Consider the following 23621-nt stretch of genomic DNA (forward strand, 5'->3'; position numbering starts at 1 on the left):
ACCCACCCTGCGTCATCAATAGTGCGCTTATCTGTTCATAGGAGACATACCCGATCGGCTGGGCCTGCCCGCGCCAATCCGCCGATCGGCCCTGGCGCGGCCAGCCGGTCGGCGTACACCGCACGGCCGGCTCGCGGACGGATCACCGGCCCGCCCGCACGGTTCGGCGAGGAAGCACAGGGGTACCCGGCGGCCACCGAACGAGCGAACGCGCAGATGTTCCGGAGGGAGCGCGGGCGATGAGGGCAGTGACCTGGCAGGGCAAGCGGGACGTACGCGTGGAGAGCGTGCCCGATCCGACCATCCAGGAGCCGACGGACGCGGTCATCCGCATCACGTCCACCGGGCTGTGCGGCTCCGACCTGCACCTGTACGAGGTGCTCACGCCGTTCATGACACCGGGGGACATCCTCGGCCACGAACCGATGGGCATCGTCCAGGAGGTCGGGGCGGGGGTGCCGGACCTGCAGGCGGGGGACCGCGTCGTGGTGCCGTTCCAGATCGCCTGCGGCGACTGCTGGATGTGCCTGACCGGTCTGCCGACCCAGTGCGAGACCACTCAGGTCAGCGGCGAGGGCATGGGCGCCGCCCTGTTCGGCTACACCCGCCTGTACGGCGCGGTGCCGGGTGCGCAGGCCGAGTATCTGCGGGTCCCGCAGGCGCAGTTCGGTCCGATCAAGATCCCGGAGGGGCCGCCCGACGACCGGTTCGTCTACCTCTCCGACGTGCTGCCCACCGCCTGGCAGGCGGTCCGCTACGCCGAGGTTCCGAAGGGCGGCAGCGTCGCCGTGCTCGGCCTCGGCCCCATCGGCGACATGGCCTGCCGGGTCGCCCAGGTCCAGGGCGCCGGGCGGGTGTTCGGCGTGGACCTGGTGCCCGAGCGGCTGCGCAGGGTGCGCGAGCGCGGGGTCGAGACGTTCGACCTCAGGAGCTTCCACGACGAGAAGGAACTCGTCGCCGCCATCCGCGACGAGACCGACGGCCGTGGCCCCGACGCCGTCATCGACGCGGTCGGCACCGAGGCGCACGGCAGCGCCGCCGCCCGGCTGGCCCAGCAGGCCTCCGCGATGCTGCCCCGCAAGCTGAGCGGCCCGCTCGCCGAACGCTTCAGCATCGACCGGCTCGCCGCCCTCTACACGGCCATCGACCTGGTGCGGCGCGGTGGGACCATCTCCCTGTCCGGCGTCTACGGTGGCACCGCGGACCCGATACCGCTGCTCACCCTGTTCGACAAGCAGGTCCAGATCCGCATGGGCCAGGCCAACGTGCGCCGCTGGAGCGACGACATCCTGCCCTACCTGACGGACGAGGACCCGCTCGGCGTCGACGACTTCGCCACCCACCGCGTGCCGCTGAGCGAGGCCCCGCACGCGTACGAGATGTTCCAGCGCAAGCAGGACGGCGCGGTCAAGGTGCTGATGCAGCCGTGACTCCGGCTCGCGTGGGGCCGTGATGATCCCCGCGCCGCTCGTCAGGCCTGCGGCGCGAAGATCTCCGCCAGGTCGTAGCGGACCGGCTCCTCCAACTGCGCGTAGGTGCAGCTCTCGGGCGTGCGGTCCGGACGCCAGCGGCGGAAGCGGGCCGTGTGCCGGAAGCGGGCACCGTTCTCCATGTGGTCGTACGCCACCTCGGCCACCCACTCCGGCCTGAGCGGCACCCAGGACAGGTCCTTCTTGCCCGACCAGCGGCTCGGCGCGCCCGGCAGCCGCGCCGACTCGTGGGCCGCCTCGTCGGCCCACGCCGCCCAGGGATGCCCTGCGGCATCCGCCATGCGCAGCGGCTCCAGCTCCTCGATCAGCTCGGCACGCCGCTTCATGGAGAACGCGGCGGACACGCCCACGTGCTGGAGGGCGCCCCGGTCGTCGTGGAGGCCGAGCAGCAAAGAGCCCACGACCGGGCCGCTCTTGTGGAGGCGGTAGCCCGCGACGACGACGTCCGCCGTCCGCTCGTGCTTGATCTTGAACATGGCCCGCTCGTTCTGGAGATAGCGCAGCGTGAGGGGCTTCGCGATGACCCCGTCCAGGCCCGCCCCCTCGTACTGCTCGAACCACCCCTGGGCCGTGTCGACGTCGGTCGTGGCCGGTGCCACATGCACGGGCGCCGTCACCCCGGACAACGCCATGGTGAGCGCCGCCCGCCGGTCCGCGAGCGGCACCTCGAGGAGCGACCGGTCCGCCAGCGCCAGCAGGTCGAAGGCCACGAACGAGGCCGGCGTCCGCTCGGCCAGCGTCCGCACCCGGGAGTCGGCCGGGTGGATGCGCTCGGTGAGCGCGTCGAAGTCGAGCCGCCCCTCGCGCGCGATGACGATCTCCCCGTCCAGCACGCACCGCTGGGGCAACCGCTCCTTCAGCGCCGCCACCAGCTCGGGAAAGTACTTGGTCAGAGGCTTCCCGGTACGGCTGCCCAGCTCGACCTCGTCCCCGTCGCGGAACACGATCGCCCGGAACCCGTCCCACTTCGCCTCGTACTGCATGCCCGGCGGAATCTTCGCCACCGACTTGGCGAGCATCGGCTTCACGGGCGGCATCACCGGCAGGTCCATGCTGACGATTCTGCTCGCATCCGGCTGCCGTCGCCCGGTGTGCGCGGCATGCGCCGGGCGCCTACCGTGTCTCGCATGGGCGAAGCGGTGGAACTGGAAGCGGGCGGCCGGACCGTGCGCCTGTCCAACCCGGGCAAGATCTTCTTCCCCGAACGCGGCTTCACCAAGCTGGACCTCGCCCGCTACTACATCGCCGTCGGTCCCGGCATCCTGCGCGCCCTGCGCAACCGGCCCACCACCCTGGAGCGCTACCCGGACGGTGTGACCGGCGAGTGGTTCTACCAGAAGCGGGCGCCCAAGAGCATGCCCGACTGGATCCCCACCGCCCACATCACCTTCCCCAGCGGCCGCAGCGCCGACGAGATGTGCCCCACCGAGGAGGCCGCGGTCCTGTGGGCCGCCCAGTACGGCACGCTCACCTTCCACCCCTGGCCGGTCCGCCGCGACGACGTCGACAGCCCCGACGAACTGCGCATCGACCTCGACCCGCAGCCCGGCACCGACTTCGACGACGCCGCCCGCGCCGCCCATGAACTGCGCTCCGTACTCGACGAGTTCGGCGGCCTGCGCGGCTGGCCCAAGACCTCCGGCGGACGCGGACTGCACGTCTTCGTGCCCATCGAGCCGCGCTGGACCTTCACCCAGGTCCGGCGCGCCGCGATCGCGGTCGGCCGGGAGCTGGAGCGCCGGATGCCGGACCAGGTGACGATCAAGTGGTGGAAGGAGGAGCGCGGCGAGCGCATCTTCATCGACTACAACCAGACGGCCCGTGACCGCACGATCGCCTCCGCCTATTCCGTACGGCCCCGGCCGCACGCCCCGGTCTCCGCGCCGCTGCGCTGGGAGGAGGTCGGCGAGGCACACCCCCAGGACTTCGACCTCGTGACCATGCCCGCGCGCTTCGCCGAACTCGGCGACGTGCACGCGGACATGGACGACCACCGCTTCTCGCTGGACGCGCTGCTGGAGCTGGCCAACCAGGACGAACGCGACCACGGACTCGGCGATCTGCCGTACCCGCCCGAGTATCCGAAGATGCCGGGCGAGCCGAAGAGAGTGCAGCCGAGCCGGGCGAAGAAGGAGGCGCCCCCGTCGGAGGCGCCTCCCTCAGAACCCACGGCTCCTTGATCTCCTGCTCGCCGGTCTACAGCTCCTTGATCCGGATGTCCCGGTACGAGACCACGTCCGTCGTGCCGTGCACCTGGAGCCCGATGTAGCCGGAGGCGAACCTGCGCCCGTCCGTGCCCGGGTCGTCCGAGCGCGGCGGGACGAAGTCCTGACCGCCGGTGTTGTCGAACTCGTTGATCAGCACGCCGTTGCGGTAGACCGAGTAGTGCTGGTCGACCACGCGGATCTCGTAGTCGTTCCACGTGCCCTTCTGGGTGACGCCGGCACCGGCGAGCCCCACCCGGTCGAAGCCGTACACCGAGCCCGTCTTGTACATGTCGCCGTCAGGACGGTCGAGCACCTGCACCTCGTGCCCGTACTTGATGGCGACCCACTCCGGCCGCGACTCCTCGGAGTGGTCGTGGACCCACGGGAAGCGGACGAACACACCGGAGTTGGCGTTGCCGGTGCCCGGAGCGTCGTCGCGCCACTGCAGCTTGAGCGAGAAGTCACCGTACTTCCGCTCGGGGAACCACAGCATGCCCAGGCCCGCCTTGCTGGTGCCGCTGGTGATCGAGCCGTCGGCGTTCTGCGCGAACGAACCACCGCCCACCTGCTGCCACTTGGCGAAGGACGCCGCGCTTCCGTCGAGGATGGTGCGGTAGCCCTCGGTCTGGCCGGGCTTGCCGATCCCGGACTGCCGGGCCGCCTTGCGGACGGCGTTGTACTCGCGCTGGTCGACGACGCCTTCCTTGAGGAGCTTGTCCAGGACCGTCGTCACGTGCTTGAGGAACAGTGCGTGGGACGTCCACTGCTTCTCGTCCTCGATCAACTCGTTGATCCGGCACCGGCTGTTGGTGAGCCGGTTCGGGACGCCCGAGTCGACCGTGCCGACGATCACCGTCAACCGCTCGTCGAACTCGGGGCAGTTGGGCGCGGGGACCTGGCCCGCCACCACGGTGAAGGTCACCGTGCGGGCGGTGGAGGTGTTACCCGCCTTGTCCGTCGCCCGGTAGCCGAGGGTGTGCGTGCCGGCGCGGTCGACGACCACCGGGGCGCCGTACGCGAGGTACGGCCCGCCGTCGATCGAGTATTCGATCCGGTCGACACCCGAGCCGTGGTGCTCGTCGGTCGCCGTGACGGTCACCTTGGCATTGCCGATGTACGCCCCGTCGGAGTTCTTCGTGCCCTCCACGGTCACGCCCGTCACCGGCGCAGTCGTGTCCGGCTGGGGCGCCGCCACGACCGTGAACTGCACATTCTTCTCTGCGGCGACGTTCCCCGCCTTGTCGGTGGCCCGGTAGCGCACCGTATGAGCGCCGACCTCGTGCACCATCACGGGCGCGGTGTACGGCTGCCAGGCTCCGTCGCCGATCGCGTACTCGATGGTGTTGACACCGGAACCGGTGTCGGAGGCGGAGACGGTGACGGTCGCCATGTCGATGTACGTGCCGTCGGGGTTCTGCTCGCCGCTGACGGTCGCCGAGGTCTGAGGCGCCGTCGTGTCGTCGGTCGGCGGCGGGACGACCGTGAACTGGGCGCTCTTCTCCGCCGAGACGTTCCCCGCCTTGTCGAAGGCCCGGTAGCGGATCTTGTGGTCGCCGACCTGGTCGACGACGACCGGCGCGGTGTACGGCTGCCAGGCGCCCGCGTCGCCGACCGCGTACTCGGTGCGGTCGAGCCCGGAGCCGCCCTCCTCGTCGGTGGCGTGGACCGCCACGCTCGCCGAACCGACGTACTGGCCCTGCGCGTTCTGGGTCCCGCTGACGTGCGCCGACGTCTGCGGTGCCGTCGTGTCCTCGCCGCTGCCCTCGGTCACCACGAGGATGCCCTGCATCTGCCCGTGACCGGGGATCGTGCAGTAGTAGCGGTAGCGGCCGGGGGTGAGCGTGACCTCGGCGGTGTGCTTGCCGCCCTGGTCGTCGTTCGGATTGGCGAGGATGTTGAGCTGGACGTCGTTGTTGAACTCGGGGTCGGAGGTGTCGAACGTCAACGTGTGCGGCATCCCGGTGGTGTTGCCGGTCGCCGTGCTGTTCTCGAAGACGATCGTCGTCGTCCCGGCCACCGCCGTGGCCGGCGCCGACGTGTACTTCGTGATGTCGTCGCCGGCCGTCCAGGTGAGCGTCTGGGCGGCGGCAGCGTTCGCGGACGGGGACTCGGGCCGCCCGACGGCGGGGACCGACTGCAGTCCCAGCATCACCAGCAGCACGGCCAACAGGGCCGCCCAGACTCTTCGCCGAGGTGGACTGCTTCGCTTCATCACTGGGCTCCCCTCGCCAGCTGGTCGGCGGCCGGAGTCGCAGCGCCGCCCGTGTAAGTGACCCGCCACAGCGCCGACTTGGTGTCCGACGTGAAGAAGCCGCGGCCGTAGTCGAGCACGTAGAGCACGCCGTCCGGCCCGAACTTCCAGTCCATGAGGTTCTTGATGCCGTCGTTGCCGACCGGCACGATCTTCTTCAGCGACTCCGAGTGGATCGGCAGTCCGCCGTCACCGTGCGTCTTCGGGTCGGTGATCACCGCGTTGCGCGGCTGGTCGGCGTCGTAGAAGTCGCCGACGAACCACTTGCCGTCCCAGTAGGCCGGCCACTTGGTGTCACCGGCGCTCGCCGCGTCGTACCGGTAGACCGGCCCGTTCATCGCGGCCTGGCCACCGCCCTTGAGCCACGGCAGCGCGTAGGTGGACTCCTCCTGCTTGTACGACGGGACGCCGTTCGCGTCACGCGGGAAGTCCGGCGCGCCGCCCTGGGGCGAGTACCAGATGTTGTTGCCGGTGACCGGCGGGAGGTTGACCAGGCCGTCGTTGTTCGGCGACTCGTTCTTCGGGTGGTCGCAGTCGTACCAGCCCAGCGGCTTCGTCGGGTCGGGCAGATTGCGGTCACGGTAGGGCTGCTTGTTGCCCATGCAGTACGGCCAGCCGCGGTTGCTCGCCTTGGTGATGACCGCGAAGGTGTCGTACTTGGCCGGGCCCCAGGTCGTCGAGGGCGCGCCCGCGTCGGGGCCGACCCAGCCCGCGTACAGGACGTCCGTCTGCTTGTCGACGGAGATGCGGGCGGGGTTCCTGACGCCCATCACGTAGATCTCGCCGCGTGTCTTGCCGCCGCCCTCGTCGGTCTCCCTGCCCGTGAAGAGGTTGCCCTCCGGCAGCGTGTACGTGCCGTCCGGCTCCGGGTGGATGCGCAGGATCTTGCCGTTGAGGTTGTTGGTGTTGCCGGCGGTGCGGCGTGCGTCGGCGAAGGAGACACCCTTGTAGTTGGGCTCGGGGTTGTTGCCGGAGTAACCGTCGCTGAAGCGGCTGGAGTTGTTGTCGCCGGTCGCGATGTACAGGTTGCCCTTGGAGTCCCAGGCCATCCCGCCGCCCGAGTGGCAGCAACTGTGGACCTGCACCGGCCACTTGAGCAGGACCTTCTCACTGCCCAGGTCCAGCTTGTCGGTGGCGAGGTCGAGCGTGAAGCGGGAGACGCGCCGCTCGGCCATCCTCGTGTCTCGGTTGAGCCGTGAGTGCGGGGTGTAGTGCAGATACACCCAGCCGTTGTCCTCGAAGCGTGGATCGAGCTCGATGCCGAGGAGCCCCTCCTCGACCTTGATCAGCTCATCGCCGCCGCCCTTGTTGCCGAAGACCGTGAGCGCCCCGGCCAGGGTGACCTTCTTGGTCTTCGGGTCGTAGACGTGGATCTCGCCCTTGCCCTTGCCGATCTCCGGGTTGTTCCAGTCGGTGACGACCGGCTGGGAGGAGTCGGCGCCGCCCCGGCCGATGTAGAGCACGCGGCCGTCGGGAGCGGTGACCAGGCCGTGCGGCTCGCCGATCTGGTCGTTCTGGCCGGGCTGGTTGGGCTGGGTGAGTCGCTCGGCCTTGTAGTTGCCGCTGATCGTGGCCTTGCAGTCGGCCTGGACCAGCCGCGTCGTCCACAGCAGGGCACCGCGCAGATGGGTACGGAAGTCGGTCTCGTCGTACGACGACGCCGTGCCGCCCATACCCGTGTAGAAGGAGCGGCCGCCGTCGTAGTCACGGCACCAACTCACCGGGTGATCCCAGCCGTTGGCGCCCGTGCCCGGCTGGTACGACGACTCCCGGACCCGGGCGACCGTGTGCACCGCGCCCGACGGGTTCTTCGCCCAGTTCAGCCACTTGTCGGGCCGTTTCCACTGCACCGGCAGCTCCTTGGAGGCCGGGTGCTGCCGGTCACCGACCTCAACCACGGCCCGCTGCACGTTCGTCGGGCCGCCGGCGGCCGGGCGGGCGCCGACCAGGCCGGTGAACCAGTCCGAGTACGGCTCGGCGCGGGCCGCGTCATGGATGCCGACGAAACCGCCGCCCGCCTCCATGTAGGCCTCCAGGCCCGCCTCCTGCTCGGGGTCGAGGACGTCACCACCGCCGGTCAGGAAGACGATCGTGTTGAAGCGGCCCAACTTCGTCTCATTGGTGAAGACCGAGGCGTCGTTCGTGGCCTCGGTCTTGAAGCGCCGGTCGGCCGGGCCCGACAGGCCGATCTTCTCGATCGCCCCGATGCCGGCGTTCACCACGGGCGACTCCTCGCCGCCGGCCGCGGACCCATAGAAGATGAGCACTCGTACATTTGCGCCGCCCGGGGGCGACTTGATGGACATCGTTGTCAGGGGTGGCTCCGGGGCCGGGCGTGCGTCGGCCGCCGGGGCGGACATCAGCCCGGCGGCGACGATCCCGGCGGTCACAGTGGCCACCCAGGTCTGTCTTGTCGTGCTCAACCCTCGCAAGCGCATGGGCACCTCCACGGTCACAGCAACAGCGACAAGGAAGCTAGACCCCTTTGAACGACTCGCCAATACCTACGGCCGTACTGGGGCCAACTTTGTCCTGAGTGTGGATAAACGAGGGATCGACCGGTACCGTCTCAGCGGTTCACCCCCGTAATTTCCGTAACGCCGTGGGGAGTTCGGCATGAGCGAAGGCAGCTTCATCAGACGCGGCTTCGACAGGCGCACCTTCAACAGACGCGTCCTGCTCGGTGGCGCGACCGTCGCGACATCGTTGTCGCTCGGGCAGGTGCCCGAGGCCGCGAGCGCCGACGCGCCGGCGAGAACCGCCCCGGCCGGCGGCGAGGTCAGGCACCTCAAGCTGTACGCCGAGAAACTCGCCGACGGGCAGATGGGCTACGGCTTCGAGAAGGGCAAGGCGACCATCCCCGGCCCGCTGATCGAGCTCAACGAGGGCGACACCGCGCACATCGAGTTCGAGAACACGATGGACGTGCCGGTGAGCCTGCACGTCCACGGCCTCGACTACGAGATCACCAGCGACGGCACGAAGCTCAACAAGAGTGACGTGGAGCCCGGCGGCACCCGTACCTACACCTGGCGCACCCACGCCCCCGGCCGCCGCAAGGACGGTACCTGGCGGGCGGGCAGCGCCGGTTACTGGCACTACCACGACCACGTCGTCGGCACGGAGCACGGCACCGGCGGCATCCGCAAGGGCCTGTACGGGCCGGTGATCGTCCGGCGCAAGGGGGACGTCCTGCCCGACGCGACCCACACGGTCGTCTTCAACGACATGCTCATCAACAACAAGCCCGCGCACAGCGGCCCCGACTTCGAGGCCACGGTGGGCGATCGCGTCGAGTTCGTGATGATCACGCACGGCGAGTACTACCACACCTTCCACATGCACGGTCACCGCTGGGCGGACAACCGTACGGGCATGCTCACCGGCCCGGACGACCCCAGCCAGGTCATCGACAACAAGATCGTGGGCCCCGCGGACTCCTTCGGCTTCCAGGTGATCGCGGGGGAGGGCGTCGGTGCGGGCGCGTGGATGTACCACTGCCATGTGCAGAGCCATTCGGACATGGGGATGGTGGGACTGTTCCTGGTGAAGAAGACGGACGGGACGATCCCGGGGTACGACCCGCACGATCACGGTCATGAGCCGGCGTCCGGGTCCGCGCACCAGCACTGACGCATCATGGACGGGTGACACTTGTACTGACACGTGGTGACCTGGAGTCCGTCCTGGAACCGGAGGCCTGTCTGGGCGCCCTGCGGGAGGGGTTCCGGACCGCTGACGCCGTGCCCGTCGCCGGGCAACGGGTGCGGACCGACCTGCCGTTCCCCGGCACCGCCACCGCGCTGATCCCCGGCCTGCTGCCGGGCATCGAGGCGTACACGGTGAAGGTCAACGCCAAGTTCCCTGGCGCGCAACCGGCGTTGCGCGGAGTGATCTGCCTGCACAGCGGGCGGGACGGCGAGTTGCTGGCGCTGCTGGACTCGGCCACGGTGACGGCGTGGCGTACGGGGCTGGCGGCGGCGCTGGGGACGGATCTCCTCGCCGGTCCGGGCGAGACGGTCGGGGTGATCGGGGCCGGGGCCCAGGCCGAGTTGGTGGTACGCGGACTCGCCGCGCTACGGCCTCGCGGCGCCCTGGTCGTCCACGACACCTCCGCCGACCGCGCCGCGGCGTTCGCGGGGCGGCACGGCGGGCGCGTGCTGTCCTCCGCGGCGGAGGTCGCCGCGGCTGCCGACGTCGTCCTGTCGGCCACCTGGTCGCGGGAGCCGCTGCTGCACCTGGCGGACGCCAGAACGGGCCAGCACTTCACGAGCCTGGGAGCCGACGAGCCGGGCAAGGCGGAGCTGGCGGTCGATCTGCTGGAGGCTGCGACGGTCGTGGTCGACGACCGTGAACTCGCGACGACCATGGGCGTCTTGGCGCGGGGCGGGACCGCCGACGCGACCTTGGGCGAGGTGGTGCGGGGTGAACACCCGGGACGCGCGAGCGCCGAGAGCCGTACCGTCTACGCCCCGGTCGGGTTGCCCTGGCAGGACCTGGCGTTGAGCTGGCCGGCGTATCGGGCGGCGCAGCGGGAGGGCATCGGGCGGCGGGTGGATCTGCTGGCGTGAGGGCCTCGTGGATGCCAGGGGGGTTCCACCAGCGGTTTGGATCATCCGAGAGCGCTCTCACCTCTGCCTCCACCACGGCTATCCTGATCCGCAACCGCCGATGAGGAGCCCCGCAGTGACCGAAACCGCACCGCGTCCCACCCTGGAGGCCGTGGCCGCCCGGGCCGGGGTCTCCCGGGCCACCGTGTCCCGCGTCGTCAACGGCGGGGACGGGGTCCGGGAGCCGCTCGTCGAGCGGGTCCGCGCGGCGGTGGAGGAACTCGGGTACGTGCCCAACCAGGCCGCCCGCAGTCTCGTGACCCGGCGCCATGACGCCATCGCCGTCGTCGTCGCCGAACCCGAGACGCGCGTCTTCGCCGACCCCTTCTTCGCGCTGCAACTGCGCGGCATCAGCAAGGAGCTGACGGCCCACGACAACCAGTTGGTGCTGCTCCTCACCGAGGGCCGCGACGACCACGCCCGCGTCGGCCGCTACCTCGCCGGCGGCCATGTCGACGGGGCGCTCGTCTTCTCACTGCACCTCGACGACCCGCTGCCCGCACTGATCCAGCACGCCGGGGTCCCCACCGTGTTCGGCGGACGGCCCGGGTGGAGCGGCGACCGGCGTGGCGTGGTGTACGTCGACACCGACAACCGTGGCGGCGCCCGTGACGCCGTACGGCATCTCGTCGGCCTCGGCCGCACCCGCGTCGCGCACATCACCGGCGCCCTCGACCAGACGTCGGCCGTGGACCGGCTCGACGGATACCGGGATGTCATGGTCGACGCCGATCCACGGCTGATCGTCGAGGGCGACTTCACACCGGCCGGCGGCGAACGGGCGATGCGCGAGCTGCTCGAACGCTGCCCCGACCTGGACGCCGTGTTCGCCGCGAACGACCTCACCGCGGCGGGTGCGCTGCGGGTGCTGCGCGAGGCGGGGCGGCGGGTGCCGGACGACGTCGCCGTGGTCGGGTTCGACGACATGCAGCCGATGGCGGACCAGACCGACCCGCCGCTCACGACGGTCCGTCAGGACATCGAGGAGATGGGCCGGCTGATGGCCCGGCTGCTGCTGCGCGGCCTCGACCGCCGCACCGGCGAGCAGGTGGGAGGCACGCCGTCCAGCGTCGTCCTGCCGACGACGCTGGTCCGGCGCGCATCCGCCTAGCGGTCGGTCGGGCTCAGCCCGGCACCGGTGCGCTCTTGATCACCGCGAAGCGGGCACCGTAAGGGTCGGTGAGCTTGGCGATACGGCCGACGTCCGGGAGGTCCGTGGCGGGCATGCGGACCGTGCCGCCCAGCTCCTGCGCCCTGGCGACCGTGGCGTCCGTGTCGGTGACCTCGAAGTACGGCAGCCAGTACGCCGGTCCGTCCGCCTCCGCCGGGTCGTCGGCCTTGTCGACGACCCCGCCGAACATGGCGTCCTCCCCTTGGCCCGCGGGGCTGAACGTCGTGTAGGTGCCGCCGTAGAAGTCGAGGGCGAAGGTCTCCATGCCGAGCGTGGTGTTGTAGAAGCCCGCCGCGGCCGGTACGTCCGTGGTGTACAGCTCCAGCCAGCACAGCGTCCCGGGCTCGTTCATGACGTCGAGGCCCTTGTTGGTCCCCGGCTGCCAGAGGCCGAAGCCCACGCCCGCCTTGTCGGCGAGGATCGCCATGCGGCCCATGTCCAGCACATCCATGGGCTGTACCAGCACCGCGCCGTGCGCCTGCTCGGCCGCCTTGGCCGTGGCTTCCGCGTCCGGTGTCTGGAAGTACACCGTCCAGGACGGCGGGCCCTGCTCCTCGGTGGTCTGCATGCCGCCGGCCGTCGTCCGGCCGTCGAGCTGGAAGAGCCCGTAGCCGCCGGTCTCGGGCCCGCCCGGCTGGAAACGCCAGCCGAACAGGCCGCCGTAGAAGGTACTGGCGCCCTCGATGTCGGAGGTGCCGACGTCGATCCAGTTCGGCGCGCCGGTGACATAACGGGTGGTGAGCATCATCGCCCTCCTCGGAAGGGTCCCGTTGTCTGCTCTGCCGAGTCTTGCACCGCCCACTGACAATCGCTGCCGGAGGTGCTGCCGTCGTTTCGGGCGGCCCCTGCGGCTACCGCAGGTGACCGGTACGGGTCTCGTGGTTTTCACCCGTTTCCGCGCGCGCCGCCGTGCGTCGCCGCGTGCGGAGGGAGACCATCGAGTCGGCCGGGGGCCTTGCGGCGCGGCGTTGATCCCGCGTTGATCGAACGTTTTTCGCCGCCCGGCACGATCCTGTGCATGCTCATCGACACGATCACAACGATCACCTCGGCCGACCTGGACTGGCAGCAGGAGGCGTTGTGCGCGCAGACCGGGGCGGACTTCTTCTTCCCCGAGCCGGGCAGCTCCGTACGCGAGGCGAAGCGGATCTGCGGCATGTGCCCGATCCGCTCCGCCTGCCTGGAGTGGGCCCTCGACAACGACGAACGCTTCGGCGTCTGGGGCGGCCTCTCGGAGAAGGAACGCCTTGAGCTCAGGCGTACTGCACGCTGAAGGCCCGCTCGGCAGCCCGTGCTGTCGGCCGGCCCCGCCGCGCCGACCGTCGCCGCCCCCGGTTCGGCCGGGCGGCCTCAGCCAGGTTCCGTCAGGCCCCGGCGCGAGCCGCCATGCGGGCCTTGCGGGCCGCCAGCTTCTCGTCGAACTTCAGGGCCTCCGCGTCCAGGCCGCCCATGTAGAGACCGACCTCCTCCTGCGCTTTCTGACCCTCGGGACCGAGGCCGTCGATCTCCATGATCTTCAGGAAGCGGAGGACGGGCTGCAGGACGTCGTCGTGGTGGATGCGCAGGTTGTAGACCTCGCCGATGGCCATCTGGGCCGCTGCGCGCTCGAAGCCGGGGATGCCGTGGCCGGGCATGCGGAAGTTCACGACCACGTCCCGCACCGCCTGCATCGTCAGGTCGGGCGCGAGCTCGAAGGCCGCCTTCAGCAGGTTCCGGTAGAAGATCATGTGCAGGTTCTCGTCGGTCGCGATGCGCGCCAGCATGCGGTCGCAGACCGGGTCACCCGACTGGTGGCCGGTGTTGCGGTGCGAGATGCGGGTCGCGAGCTCCTGGAAGGCGACGTAGGCCACCGAGTGCAGCATCGAGTGCCGGTTGTCCGACTCGAAGCCCTCGCTCATGTGCGACATCCGGAACTGCTCCAGCTTGTCCGGGTCCACCGCGCGCGAGGTGAGCAGGTAGTCGCGCATCACGATGCCGTGCCGCCCCTCCTCGGCGGTCCAGCGGTGCACCCAGGTACCCCAGGCGCCGTCGCGGCCGAAGAGCGAGGCGATCTCGTGGTGGTAGCTGGGGAGGTTGTCCTCGGTCAGGAGGTTCACGACCAGGGCGATGCGGCCGATCTCGGTGACCTGGGACTGCTCCTTGTCCCAGGCCTCGCCGTCCTCGAAGAGGCCGGGGAAGTTGCGGCCGTCGGTCCACGGCACGTACTCGTGCGGCATCCAGTCCTTGGCGACCTTCAGATGCCGGTTGAGTTCGGTCTCGACAACTTCCTCCAACGCATACAGCAGGCGGGCGTCGGTCCAGACGGCAGGGCTGCCAAGGTGAGGGGAAGTGATCGTCACGGGAACTCCAGGGGGACGCACAACACAGGAAAGATGACCGGCGAGCGGTTGCCGGAACCTACGGAATCGTAGGCTACGAAACCGTAGGTTACGTAGCCGTAGGTTAAGGGCGACGTAAAGACCGCAGATCAGCCCCGTTCCGTGGAGAGTTCACGGGTGTGCGAAATGCCCCGGGACCCGCAGGTCCCGGGGCTGAACGAGTGCAGCACTCAGCCGGTCAGGCGTACAGATCCCGCATCCGGACCGAGAGACATGTCACACATCCTTCGAGCTTCTCGAACTCGCCGATATCGACCAGAACGGGCTCGTGGCCGAGGTCGGCGAGCAGTTCCGCCGTCTTCGGCGCACTGGCGGCCATCAGCAGTTTCTCGCCGCCGAGCAGCACCACATGCGCCCCGGACTCCTCGGGCACCGGCAGGAAGCGAGGGAAGAGGGACGGTGCGTCCAACTGGGGGATGCGGCCCAGAATCGTGCCGTCGGGCAGCGCCGTGATCGCCGACTTCAGATGCAGCACCTTGCTCACCGGCACGGCGACGACGCGCGCCCCCAGCGGCTCGAACGCGGCCCGCAGCTGCTGGACGCCGGCCGCGTCGGTACGGCCGCCCCGGCCGACGTAGATCGTGTCGCCGACCTTCAGCACGTCGCCGCCGTCCAGCGTGCCCGGTTCCCAGATCCAGTTCACGGAGCAGCCGAGCGAGGCCACGGCCTCCTCGACGCCGAGGGTCTCGTCGCGCCGGGACTCGGCACCGGGCCGGGTGATGAGCGCGACGTTCTTGTACATGACGACGGTGTCCTCGACGAACACCGAGTCGGGGCAGTCGTCGGCCGGGTCCACCTCGACCGTCTCCCAGCCGTGCGTGTGCAGGGCCTCGACGTACGCCTCCCACTGCTCGACCGCGAGATCGAAGTCGACCTTCTCACGCTCGATGTGCGTGACCAGCCCTTCGGCGAGGCGTGGGCTCGGGCGGCGGACGAGGGCCTTCTTGCTGGGCACGACGGGATCTCCGGATCGATGGCGGGGTCGGCGCCCTGATGCATGGGGCACCGATCCGCCATCATGCAGGGCCTACCCGCCCGTACAAAACCCTCGGGGTCAGGCTGTGGCCCTCCTGAGATGCTCCGCCGTGAAGGAGTCGTGGGCCTTGAGGAGCTGCTGCGGGGTTCCCTCGAAGATCACCCGACCTCCGTCCCGGCCGCCGTCCGGCCCCAGGTCGATGATCCAGTCGGCGTGCGCCACGACGTCCAGGTTGTGCTCGACGACCACCACGGTGTTGCCCGTGTCGACCAGCCGGTCCAGCAGGCCGAGCAGTCCGTCGACGTCCGACATGTGCAGCCCGGTCGTCGGCTCGTCGAGGACGTACACCGCTCCGGTGCTGTTCTTGCTGCGTCGCCTCCGGGGCGCTCCAGCCGGTGTCGAGAGCTCGACCGTGCTCAGCCCTTCGGGCCTCCGCGCGCTCGAGCTCTCGCCTCCGGCGCGCCCCTCCGGCTCCTTGTGCAGCCGCGTCGCCAGCTTGATGCGCTGCCGCTCGCCGCCGGAGAGCGTGGACAGCGGCTGGCCGAGCGTGAGATACGTCAGCCCCACGTCCCGCAGGGCGCGCAGCCTGCGCCGCACGCCCGCGTCCTGGAAGAACTCCAGTGCCTGGTCGGCCGTCATCCCCAGGACGTCCGCGATGGAGTTGCCGTCGACGGTCAGCCGCAGCACCTCGTCCTTGAAGCGCCGCCCCTCGCAGTCGTGGCACGTCGTCGTCACCGGGTCCATGAAGGCGAGGTCGGTGTAGATGATCCCGCGGCCCTCACAGGTGCCGCAGGCGCCGGTCGAGTTGAAGCTGAAGAACCCCGGCTCCGCGCCCGTCTCGCGCGCGAAGATCTTCCGTACCGTGTCCATGATTCCCAGATACGTCGCCGGCGTCGACCGCGCCGAGATCCCGATCGACGACTGGTCCACGATCACGGCGTCGGCGTGCGCGTCGGTGAACTCCGCGACCAGCGTGCTCTTTCCGGACCCGGCGACCCCGGTCACCACGGTGAGCACCCCGCTCGGGAACTCCACCGTCACGTCCCGCAGGTTGTGCCGGCCGGCATCCTTCACCCAGAGCCCGCCGTCCGCCGTGCGTACGTCCGCCTTGATCGAGGTACGGCGGCCCAGGCACCGCCCGGTCACCGTGCCCGACCCGGCCAGCTCGCCCGGCGCCCCCTCGAACACGACCTCTCCGCCTCCCGCGCCGGCCGCCGGCCCCATGTCGACGACGTGGTCTGCGAGCGCGATGACGTCCCGGTCGTGCTCGACGACCAGCACGGTGTTGCCCTTGTCGCGCAGCCGCAGCAGCAGATCGCCGAGCCGGCCGACATCGCGCGGATGCAGGCCGACGCTCGGCTCGTCGAAGATGTAGGTCATGCCGGTGAGGCTGGAGCCCAGGTGCCGTACGGTCTTCAGGCGCTGACCCTCGCCGCCGGAGAGCGTGGATGTCTCGCGGTCGAGGCTGAGGTAGCCGAGGCCGATGGCGTCGATGCGTTCGAGGGCGCTGACGGCGGCCCGGGCGATCGGTCCGGCGACCGGGTCGGCGATGTCCTTCAGTACGGCCGTCAGGTCGCTGACCTGCATACTCGCGCACTCGGCGATGTTCATGCCGTTGATCCGGGTCGCGAGCGCCGCCGCGTTCAGGCGGGCCCCGGCACAGTCCGGGCAGGTCCCCTCGGCCAGGAACTCCCGCACCAGATCGCGCGTCTTCTGGCTCATCGCTGACAGGTCCCGCTTCAGGTACAGCCGCTCGAAGCGGGTGGCCAGCCCCTCGTATTCGGTGGTCCAGGTGCCGCCCGTGCCGTTGACGGTGACCTTGCTGCCGGGGCGGCCGTGCATCAGGAACTCCCGCTCGGCCGCGGTGAAGCGCTTGACGGGCTTGCTCGGGTCGAGGTCGGCGCTGTTGGTGTACGCCTGCCCCTGCCAGGTGCCCGCCGCGAACGGCGGGAAGCGGACCGCCCCGTCGGCCAGCGAGCGGTCCGGGTCGAGAATGCGGTCCCAGTCCGGCCGTACGGTCCGGCCCAGGCCGTCGCACTCGGGGCACATGCCGGAGGGGTCGTTGAACGAGTACGCGGTCGCAGGACCCGCGCTCGGGGTGCCGTGCCGGGAGAACAGCACCCGGATCACCGAGTAGATGTCGGTCATCGTGCCGACCGTGGACCGGGAGTGGCCCCCGATCGGCCGCTGGTCGACGACGATCGCGGGCGAGAGGTCCTCCAGCGCCTCGGCGTGCGGCCGCTCGTACTTGGGCAGCCGGTTGCGCACGAACCACGTGAAGGTCTCGTTCAGCTGGCGCTGCGACTCGACCGCGATCGTGTCGAAGACGATCGACGACTTCCCCGATCCCGAAACGCCGGTGAACACGGTCAGCCGGCCTTTCGGGATACGGAGAGCGACGTCCTTGAGGTTGTTCTCCCTTGCTCCGGTGATGGTGATGAAATCGGGCATGAAGTCGGCCATGCAGTCGAAGCTAGGCGGGATACCCGACAGCTTCTGGCGTGATTTCCTTCAGTTCTCCGTCCTCCACCATCAGCCAGCGAGTGATGCCGATCGACTCCAGGAAGGGCAGGTCGTGACTGGCCACGACCAGCGCCCCCTCGTACGACTCCAGGGCCGAGGTGAGCTGCCGAACGCTCGCCATGTCCAGGTTGTTCGTCGGCTCGTCCAGCATCAGCAGCTGGGGTGCGGGCTCGGCGAGCATCAGCGCGGCCAGCGCCGCCCGGAAGCGTTCGCCGCCGGACAGCGTCGCCGCCTTCTGGTCGGCGCGGGCGCCCCGGAACAGGAAGCGGGCCAGCCGCGCCCGGACCCGGTTGTTGGTGGCGCCCGGCGCGAACCGGGCCACGTTCTCGGCGACGCTCAGCTCCCCGTCCAGCACATCGAGCCGCTGCGGCAGGAACCGCAGGGGCACATGGGCCTTCGCCTCGCCGGCAACCGGCTCCAGCTCCCCGGCGATCGTCCGCAGCAGCGTCGTCTTGCCCGAGCCGTTGCGCCCGATCAGCGCGATCCGCTCCGGTCCGCGCAGATCGAAGCCACCGGCGACGCGCGCGCCGTACACGAGCTCCAGGTCCATCAGCGTGAGCACGGTACGGCCCGGCGGTACGGCCGTGTACGGCAGGTCGACGCGGATCTCGTCGTCGTCCCGCACGGCGTCCACCGCGTCGTCGAGCCGCTCCTTGGCCTCGGCGAGCTTCTCCTCGTGCATGATGCGGTGCTTGCCCGCGGACTCCTGTGCCGCCCGCTTGCGCGCCCCCATGACGATCTTCGGCTCGCGTTTCTGGTCCCACATCTTCTGCCCGTACCGCCTGCGCCGGGCCAGCTTGACCTGAGCGTCCACGAGTTCGCGCTTCTGCTTCTTCAGATCGGCCTCGGCGACGCGCACCATGCGCTCGGCCGCCTCCTGTTCGGTGGCGAGCGCCTCCTCGTACGCCGAGTAGTTGCCGCCGAACCAGGTGACCTCGCCGGAGCGCAGATCGGCGATCTGGTCGACGAGTTCCAGGAGTTCACGGTCGTGGCTGACGACCACCATCACCCCCGGCCAGGACGCGACGGCCGCGTACAGCCGCCTGCGCGCGAACAGGTCGAGGTTGTTGGTGGGCTCGTCCAGCAGCAGGACGTCCGGGCGGCGCAGCAGCAGCGCGGCCAGCCGCAGCAGCACCGACTCGCCGCCCGACACCTCGCCGATCGTGCGGTCCAACTCGACGTGCCCGAGCCCTAGTTCGCCGAGGGTGGCCAGGGCACGCTCCTCGACGTCCCAGTCGTCGCCGACGGTCTCGAAGTGCTTCTCGGCCACGTCGCCCGCCTCGATGGCGTGCAGTGCGGCCCGCCGGTCCGCGATGCCGAGGGCCTCGTCGACCTTCAGGCCGGTGTCGAGGGTGACGTTCTGCGGGAGATAGCCAACCTCGCCCGCGACGCGTACGGCGCCGTCGGCCGGGGTGAGCTCACCGGCGATCAGCTTCAACAGGGTTGATTTTCCTGATCCGTTGATGCCGACGAGCCCGGTCCGGCCGGGGCCGAACGCGACGTCGAGACCCTCGAAGACGGGGCTGCCGTCGGGCCAGGTGAAGGAAAGGGACGTACAGGTGATGGAAGTAGACATGCGGGCCTCCGCGGATGCTCGAAGCGATCAAGGGCAAACGCGTTTCGAGACACCGGCGACCGGCGGGGAGGCCTCGGGAGGGCATGAGGAAAGCCCTGTTTCCGGAGGACGGCTCGAATGCCGAGGTCGCACGCTGCGCACACACCTCAGGTGTGTGACGCGGTGTCTCAGGACCTCAGACGAGCAACGTCCTTCTCCAATCGACGGCAACAGGACCGCTGTAAACGCTAGGAGGGGACGGGGAGGGTGTCAACGCAATTAACGCGCCGCAGGCCTGGCGGCGCGTTCGGAGTGGAACGCCCGGTGGTGCGTACGCTTCAGCAGGCGTCCCGCATCAGCTCCGCCAGGTCGTGGTCCATGTCCAGCTGGAGGTGCTCCAGGCCGAGCGGCACCAGTTCGCTCGTGGACTGCAGGAAGCGGCGGATCTCGCCGGAGCGGATGTGCACGACGGCGGTGCCCTCGGGGGCGTGGAACTCCAGGACCGTACGGTCGTAGCCGTACGGCCGCACGCGGACGTCGCCGTGGCCCTCGGGCGCCTCCAGGCCGGCCAGGAGCAGCTCACGGCTGAAGGTCCAGCAGACCTCCACGCCTTCCAGGGTTGCCGGGGCCGGGAAGGTCATGCGCACGGCGAACGGGTCGCTGCGGTCGTAGTGAAGGGTGGCCGGAATGCTCGGCATCCGCGGCGCGGCGGCGACGAGACGGGCCTCGACGGGCTGCTCGATTACGGTGGACAACGCCTTGCTCCCTTGTGACGGCTGGACGAACATCCGGGCGGACGCGACGGGCACTGGTAGAGACGACGGAATCAGCCAATCCGTGCACACGAATGTCGAGTGACCTCTGTCACCGCCTTCATGCGCGGGAGTGGTGCGTTCGCCCTGCAGTGCCGGGAAAGTCACATGTGGTCTCTGTGGTGGACGTGGCCATCTGGACGGCGCCGTGAGGGTCGGCTAGCTTCGCCCGCCATGAGGCGTTCGGGGAGCACGCGACGGGTTGGGCGTACATTTCGGACAGTGGCCGCTGGGGTGGCCTGCGGGGCCGCGCTTGCCGCACTGACGGCCGTGCCGGCACAGGCGCACGGGCCGCAGAGCCGGGCGCCGCACTGGGAAGTCAAGGACAGCGGCACACCCGAGGTGCGATTCCGGGGCCTGTCCGCCGTCAGCCGGAACACCGCGTGGCTGGCCGGAACCGGGGGCACCGTTCTGCGCACCACCGACGGCGGCGCGAGCTGGCGGAACGTCTCGCCGCCGGGCGCGGCCGAGCTGCAGTTCCGGGACATCGAGGCGTTCGACGCGCGCCGCGCGGTGGTGCTGGCCATCGGGGAGGGGGAGGCGTCCCGCGTGTACCGCACGGACGACGGCGGCGCGACCTGGACCGAGTCCTTCCGCAACACCGACGCCCGGGCCTTCTACGACTGCATGACGTTCTTCGACCGCCGCCACGGCCTGGCGATGAGTGACCCGGTGGAGGGCAGGTTCCGCATCCTGTCGACCAGCGACGGCGGCCGCTCCTGGAAGGTGCTGCCCAGCGCCGGCATGCCCGCGGCGCAGGAGGGCGAGGCCGGCTTCGCGGCGAGCGGGCAGTGCCTGGTGAGCTCCGGGCCGAAGGACGTCTGGCTGGCCACCGGCGGGGCCGCACGCGCGCGCGTGCTGCACTCCCGCGACCGGGGACTGACCTGGACGGCCGCCGACTCGCCGATCCCGGCGGGCGATCCGGCCCGCGGCGTCTTCGCCCTCGCCTTCCGCGACCGCACGCACGGGCTCGCGGTCGGCGGCGACTACCGCCCCGACCAGACCTCCCCGCGGGCCGCCGCCCGTACCGGCGACGGGGGCGCCGGCTGGCAGCCCGCCACGCTGCCGGTGCAGGCCTACCGCTCCGGCGTAGCCTGGCTCCCGCACAGCCGCACGGCCGCCCTCGCCGTCGGCCCCACCGGCACCGACCTGACGACCGACGGCGGGCGCACCTGGCGGACCGTCGACACCGGGTCGTACGACACCGTGGACTGCACGCCGGACCTGGGGTGCTGGGCGGCGGGGGAGAAGGGCCGGGTCGCGCGGCTGGAGAGCTGACGGCGCATGGTGGGTACTCGGGCGCGGACTGCGAGAGGAGCGACCCCATGCCACGCGGTTCGAGCCCCAAGAGGGAACGCAGTACGAGCACATCAAGCAGAGCGCCCAGGACCGGGGCGAGAGCGCCGGGCGAGCCGAGGAGATCGCGGCACGGACGGTGAACAAGGAGCGCGCCCGGTCAGGCGAGTCGAAGACCGCCGGCCGCACGTCCACCCAGGACATGTCCTCCGGCAAGCGGGGCGGCCAACGGTCGGGCAAGGGCTCCCAGGGGCCCACCTACGACCAGCTCTACGAGGAGGCCAGGCAGCGCAACATCCGGGGTCGTTCGGACATGAACAGCTCAAGCAGGCGCTGGGCAACAAGTGAGGCTCAGTCCGGCGTCTCGCGGTCCGCTCGAGTTCCGGCGCCGTCTTGGTCGCGCAGAACTCGGTGATGCGGTAGGCGCAGACCCCGGCCACCACGAACGGATCGGTCGCGGCGATCTCCTCGATCAGGGGCCGGTTCCCCGCGACGGCGAGGATCACCCCGCCGTCGCGGGGGTTCTTGCGCCCGGACGCCAGGAAATGCCCCCTCGCGTACTGCTCGTCGAGCCACGCCACATGAGCCTCCAACACGGCGTCGACGGCCTCGATCGGTGCGGTGTACGTCAGCTCCAGCACGAACATGATCGCGAGCCTACCGTTCCTGATCAGTGAGCAGGAGTGAGTGTTGTACCCACACCTGGTCGCTGCGGACATCCCGAACGGTGTTGAGTGTCCTGGTCGCCCGCGTTCTCTCCGTGCCCGGCGGCACGCATCGTGTGCGTGGTCCGGGACTGCGGGGGCGGGTTCCCTCACGCACAGGGGCCTCCACACCGGCCTGGACGGTCCGATACCCCAGCACATCACTCTGGTGAGCAGGGGGCGGTGCCGTCCGTCGCCGGATCGGATGCCCTTGGGCGCGTCGCCCGATCGCGATGCTGGCGGCATCGTGACGGGTCGTCTTACGGTTCTTCGTGGTGAGCGGCTGTTGCCAGTGCTGGGCGCCCCATTTCGAGGTGTAGGCCGGGTCCACAGCGATGATCGTGATCCCGGTGGTGTCGGCCATGGATGTGAGCCGGGCGCGGAGCCTGCCGGTGGGCATGCCGGAGATCAACTGGCGGAAATGCCTCTCGTGCCCGTGCTTCTCGCGCGTCTTCTCGGCGGCGAAGTCGAGGTCTTCGACGGCGATGGCTTTGACGCCGTACGTCTTGGACCACTTCAGCAGCCGGGACAGGGCATGGCGGACGTGGGCGTCGCGGTGGTCGGCCGAACCGGACAGGTCGAAGAAGAAGCGGCGCGGGTGACCGATGGGGTTGCCGTGGGTGTCCAGGCGCCAGGCGGCCAGGTGATCGGTGTTGGTGTCCACGCCGATCACTCCGTCGGCGAGTGCGGCATCGAGTGGGATCGTCTCGGAGACGGGGAGCGTCCAGGACGCGGTGACGTACCAGCGTCCGCCTTCTACGTCGTAGTGGATGCGGTAGGCGACGGCCCGGTTCGCGGCGACGCGGTCGGCCCACTCCGTGCCCCGGTGGGAAAAACGGAGCTTCGCGGCGAGGACGTACCGGCCGTGCCCCGTGTTCGCGTGCTCGCTGAGAGGGGACGGGAGCTTGATGCTCATTTCGCCCTCAGGCGTGACACGGATCGTCTCGTTCCCGAACCTCTTGCCGGACTCGCCATCGGCCTGGAGGAACCAGCGCTCCGCCTCCCACCGCTCACGCCACTCGGCCTCGGTGAGCCCCGCCTTGCCGAGGTTGTAACGGGTGTTCAACAGGCGTTTCCCGCCTCGTGACACGCGCACGACACCGGTCTCACGGTCGGAACGGACCGAGACGAGCCGGTCTTCGAGTGCATGCAGGCGGCGTGTCTTGTGGAACCACTCGTGCGCCGATCGGTAGCCGCCGGGGGAGTGCCTGGATCCTCTCTCGCCGATCGGCAGGGAAAGACGGCGCTGAAGCATCCCGATGCCTGCTTCCAGGGACTGGATGTACGCCGACTGCCCGCGCCGGGCGAGTGCCCACTGATCGTGCGTGGCCTTCGTGATGCTTCCCGCCCACCGGGACGACGATGCGGCCGTCAGCTCCCGCTTCCGGGCCGCCCACGTCCGGGCGGAGTGCTCCAGACCGTCAGCGCAACGCGCTTTGAGGTCCTTCGAGGCGAGTGAGCCCAGGTGCGCACCCACCAGGGTCAGGACCTGCTCGTCCTGGGGCGTGAGCGCCTTCAGCCGGGCACGGATCGCCACACCGCAGGGCCCGGACGCGACGAATGGCGCCGTCACCTCCCGCAGTCCGCCCATACTCTTCTCCCCGCCCGATGCCGAAGATCCGTCATCCCGCACAACGATCCTCCTTAG

17 protein-coding genes and 2 pseudogenes are annotated in these 23621 nt (G+C 70.1%); 8 read left to right on the plus strand and 11 right to left on the minus strand.

Going from position 1 to position 23621, the window contains the following annotated elements; genetic code table 11:
- Positions 1-239 precede the first annotated feature (239 nt).
- Positions 240-1430, plus strand: a complete 1191-nt coding sequence (locus ACWGDB_RS03545; RefSeq protein WP_453820895.1) for a zinc-dependent alcohol dehydrogenase — start codon at positions 240-242, stop codon at positions 1428-1430.
- Positions 1431-1471: 41 nt separating this feature from the next.
- Here the strand turns inward: ACWGDB_RS03545 and ACWGDB_RS03550 are convergent, their stop codons facing one another.
- Positions 1472-2542, minus strand: coding sequence for an ATP-dependent DNA ligase (locus ACWGDB_RS03550; RefSeq protein ID WP_453820896.1), 1071 nt, complete (start codon positions 2540-2542; stop codon positions 1472-1474).
- A gap of 75 nt (positions 2543-2617) precedes the next feature.
- On the opposite strand from ACWGDB_RS03550, the gene ligD reads away from it, so the two are divergent.
- Complete coding sequence (ligD, locus tag ACWGDB_RS03555) at positions 2618-3670, plus strand: non-homologous end-joining DNA ligase (RefSeq protein WP_453820897.1); 1053 nt, start codon at positions 2618-2620, stop codon at positions 3668-3670.
- 16 nt (positions 3671-3686) lie between these two features.
- Here the strand turns inward: ligD and ACWGDB_RS03560 are convergent, their stop codons facing one another.
- Complete coding sequence (locus ACWGDB_RS03560) at positions 3687-5909, minus strand: OmpL47-type beta-barrel domain-containing protein (protein WP_453820898.1); 2223 nt, start codon at positions 5907-5909, stop codon at positions 3687-3689.
- Positions 5909-8386, minus strand: a complete 2478-nt coding sequence (locus ACWGDB_RS03565; RefSeq protein WP_453820899.1) for a ThuA domain-containing protein — start codon at positions 8384-8386, stop codon at positions 5909-5911. Before ACWGDB_RS03565 ends, ACWGDB_RS03560 begins: the two co-directional genes overlap by 1 nt.
- Before the next feature lie 178 nt (positions 8387-8564).
- Between ACWGDB_RS03565 and ACWGDB_RS03570 the strand changes: the two genes are divergently transcribed.
- The 3 genes from ACWGDB_RS03570 to ACWGDB_RS03580 all read left to right on the plus strand — a co-directional run bounded on the left by ACWGDB_RS03570 (position 8565) and on the right by ACWGDB_RS03580 (position 11669).
- Entirely contained in the window at positions 8565-9581 is a 1017-nt protein-coding gene (locus ACWGDB_RS03570) for a multicopper oxidase domain-containing protein (protein WP_453820900.1), read from the plus strand.
- A gap of 14 nt (positions 9582-9595) precedes the next feature.
- Positions 9596-10519 carry an ornithine cyclodeaminase family protein gene (locus ACWGDB_RS03575; RefSeq protein WP_453820901.1) on the plus strand — a complete coding sequence of 308 codons (924 nt, stop codon included), beginning with the start codon at positions 9596-9598 and terminating at the stop codon, positions 10517-10519.
- Positions 10520-10634: 115 nt separating this feature from the next.
- Entirely contained in the window at positions 10635-11669 is a 1035-nt protein-coding gene (locus ACWGDB_RS03580; protein ID WP_453820902.1) for a LacI family DNA-binding transcriptional regulator, read from the plus strand.
- A 13-nt stretch (positions 11670-11682) separates the two neighbouring features.
- Here the strand turns inward: ACWGDB_RS03580 and ACWGDB_RS03585 are convergent, their stop codons facing one another.
- The gene (locus ACWGDB_RS03585; RefSeq protein ID WP_453820903.1) at positions 11683-12474 is read right to left on the minus strand and encodes a VOC family protein; all 792 of its coding nucleotides are present in this window, start codon (positions 12472-12474) and stop codon (positions 11683-11685) included.
- 273 nt (positions 12475-12747) lie between these two features.
- Here ACWGDB_RS03585 and ACWGDB_RS03590 point away from each other — a divergent pair, with 273 nt between their 5' ends.
- Positions 12748-13002: a WhiB family transcriptional regulator gene (locus ACWGDB_RS03590; RefSeq protein WP_383600551.1), complete on the plus strand. Its 255-nt coding sequence runs from the start codon at positions 12748-12750 to the stop codon at positions 13000-13002.
- Positions 13003-13093: 91 nt separating this feature from the next.
- Here ACWGDB_RS03590 and ACWGDB_RS03595 read toward each other — a convergent pair whose 3' ends face one another.
- The 5 genes from ACWGDB_RS03595 to ACWGDB_RS03615 all read right to left on the minus strand — a co-directional run bounded on the left by ACWGDB_RS03595 (position 13094) and on the right by ACWGDB_RS03615 (position 19916).
- Complete coding sequence (locus tag ACWGDB_RS03595) at positions 13094-14068, minus strand: acyl-ACP desaturase (RefSeq protein ID WP_453820904.1); 975 nt, start codon at positions 14066-14068, stop codon at positions 13094-13096.
- Between the two features lie 217 nt (positions 14069-14285).
- Positions 14286-15062, minus strand: a complete 777-nt coding sequence (ddaH, locus tag ACWGDB_RS03600; RefSeq protein WP_453820905.1) for a dimethylargininase — start codon at positions 15060-15062, stop codon at positions 14286-14288.
- 99 nt (positions 15063-15161) lie between these two features.
- On the minus strand, positions 15162-17534 hold the full coding sequence (locus ACWGDB_RS03605) for an ATP-binding cassette domain-containing protein (protein WP_453821074.1): 2373 nt from the start codon (positions 17532-17534) through the stop codon (positions 15162-15164).
- Between the two features lie 22 nt (positions 17535-17556).
- Positions 17557-19182 (minus strand): ABC-F family ATP-binding cassette domain-containing protein, encoded by a 1626-nt coding sequence (locus ACWGDB_RS03610; RefSeq protein ID WP_453820906.1) that lies wholly within the window; start codon positions 19180-19182, stop codon positions 17557-17559.
- Between the two features lie 317 nt (positions 19183-19499).
- Positions 19500-19916 (minus strand): SsgA family sporulation/cell division regulator, encoded by a 417-nt coding sequence (locus ACWGDB_RS03615; protein ID WP_453820907.1) that lies wholly within the window; start codon positions 19914-19916, stop codon positions 19500-19502.
- A 231-nt stretch (positions 19917-20147) separates the two neighbouring features.
- Here ACWGDB_RS03615 and ACWGDB_RS03620 point away from each other — a divergent pair, with 231 nt between their 5' ends.
- Together ACWGDB_RS03620 and ACWGDB_RS03625 are read left to right on the plus strand one after the other, a co-directional pair.
- Positions 20148-21251: a WD40/YVTN/BNR-like repeat-containing protein gene (locus ACWGDB_RS03620; protein WP_453820909.1), complete on the plus strand. Its 1104-nt coding sequence runs from the start codon at positions 20148-20150 to the stop codon at positions 21249-21251.
- Between the two features lie 47 nt (positions 21252-21298).
- A pseudogene (locus ACWGDB_RS03625) lies at positions 21299-21609 on the plus strand (plasmid stabilization protein); the annotation flags it as partial.
- Between the two features lie 34 nt (positions 21610-21643).
- Here the strand turns inward: ACWGDB_RS03625 and ACWGDB_RS03630 are convergent.
- Together ACWGDB_RS03630 and ACWGDB_RS03635 are read right to left on the minus strand one after the other, a co-directional pair.
- Positions 21644-21916: pseudogene (locus tag ACWGDB_RS03630) on the minus strand (YciI family protein); the annotation flags it as partial.
- 10 nt (positions 21917-21926) lie between these two features.
- Positions 21927-23564 carry an IS200/IS605 family accessory protein TnpB-related protein gene (locus ACWGDB_RS03635; RefSeq protein WP_453820910.1) on the minus strand — a complete coding sequence of 546 codons (1638 nt, stop codon included), beginning with the start codon at positions 23562-23564 and terminating at the stop codon, positions 21927-21929.
- Positions 23565-23621 lie beyond the last annotated feature (57 nt).

Source organism: Streptomyces sp. NPDC055013 (assembly GCF_053608645.1).

What these genes read in the sequence shown, in the direction of transcription:
- ACWGDB_RS03545 (WP_453820895.1), top strand. Translation starts at nt 240, where the DNA reads ATGAGGGCAGTGACCTGGCAGGGCAAGCGGGACGTACGCGTGGAGAGC.
- ACWGDB_RS03550 (WP_453820896.1), bottom strand. Translation starts at nt 2,542, where the DNA reads ATGGACCTGCCGGTGATGCCGCCCGTGAAGCCGATGCTCGCCAAGTCG.
- ligD (WP_453820897.1), top strand. Translation starts at nt 2,618, where the DNA reads ATGGGCGAAGCGGTGGAACTGGAAGCGGGCGGCCGGACCGTGCGCCTG.
- ACWGDB_RS03560 (WP_453820898.1), bottom strand. Translation starts at nt 5,909, where the DNA reads ATGAAGCGAAGCAGTCCACCTCGGCGAAGAGTCTGGGCGGCCCTGTTG.
- ACWGDB_RS03565 (WP_453820899.1), bottom strand. Translation starts at nt 8,386, where the DNA reads ATGCGCTTGCGAGGGTTGAGCACGACAAGACAGACCTGGGTGGCCACT.
- ACWGDB_RS03570 (WP_453820900.1), top strand. Translation starts at nt 8,565, where the DNA reads ATGAGCGAAGGCAGCTTCATCAGACGCGGCTTCGACAGGCGCACCTTC.
- ACWGDB_RS03585 (WP_453820903.1), bottom strand. Translation starts at nt 12,474, where the DNA reads ATGCTCACCACCCGTTATGTCACCGGCGCGCCGAACTGGATCGACGTC.
- ACWGDB_RS03590 (WP_383600551.1), top strand. Translation starts at nt 12,748, where the DNA reads ATGCTCATCGACACGATCACAACGATCACCTCGGCCGACCTGGACTGG.
- ACWGDB_RS03605 (WP_453821074.1), bottom strand. Translation starts at nt 17,534, where the DNA reads ATGCCCGATTTCATCACCATCACCGGAGCAAGGGAGAACAACCTCAAG.
- ACWGDB_RS03610 (WP_453820906.1), bottom strand. Translation starts at nt 19,182, where the DNA reads ATGTCTACTTCCATCACCTGTACGTCCCTTTCCTTCACCTGGCCCGAC.
- ACWGDB_RS03620 (WP_453820909.1), top strand. Translation starts at nt 20,148, where the DNA reads ATGAGGCGTTCGGGGAGCACGCGACGGGTTGGGCGTACATTTCGGACA.
- ACWGDB_RS03635 (WP_453820910.1), bottom strand. Translation starts at nt 23,564, where the DNA reads ATGGGCGGACTGCGGGAGGTGACGGCGCCATTCGTCGCGTCCGGGCCC.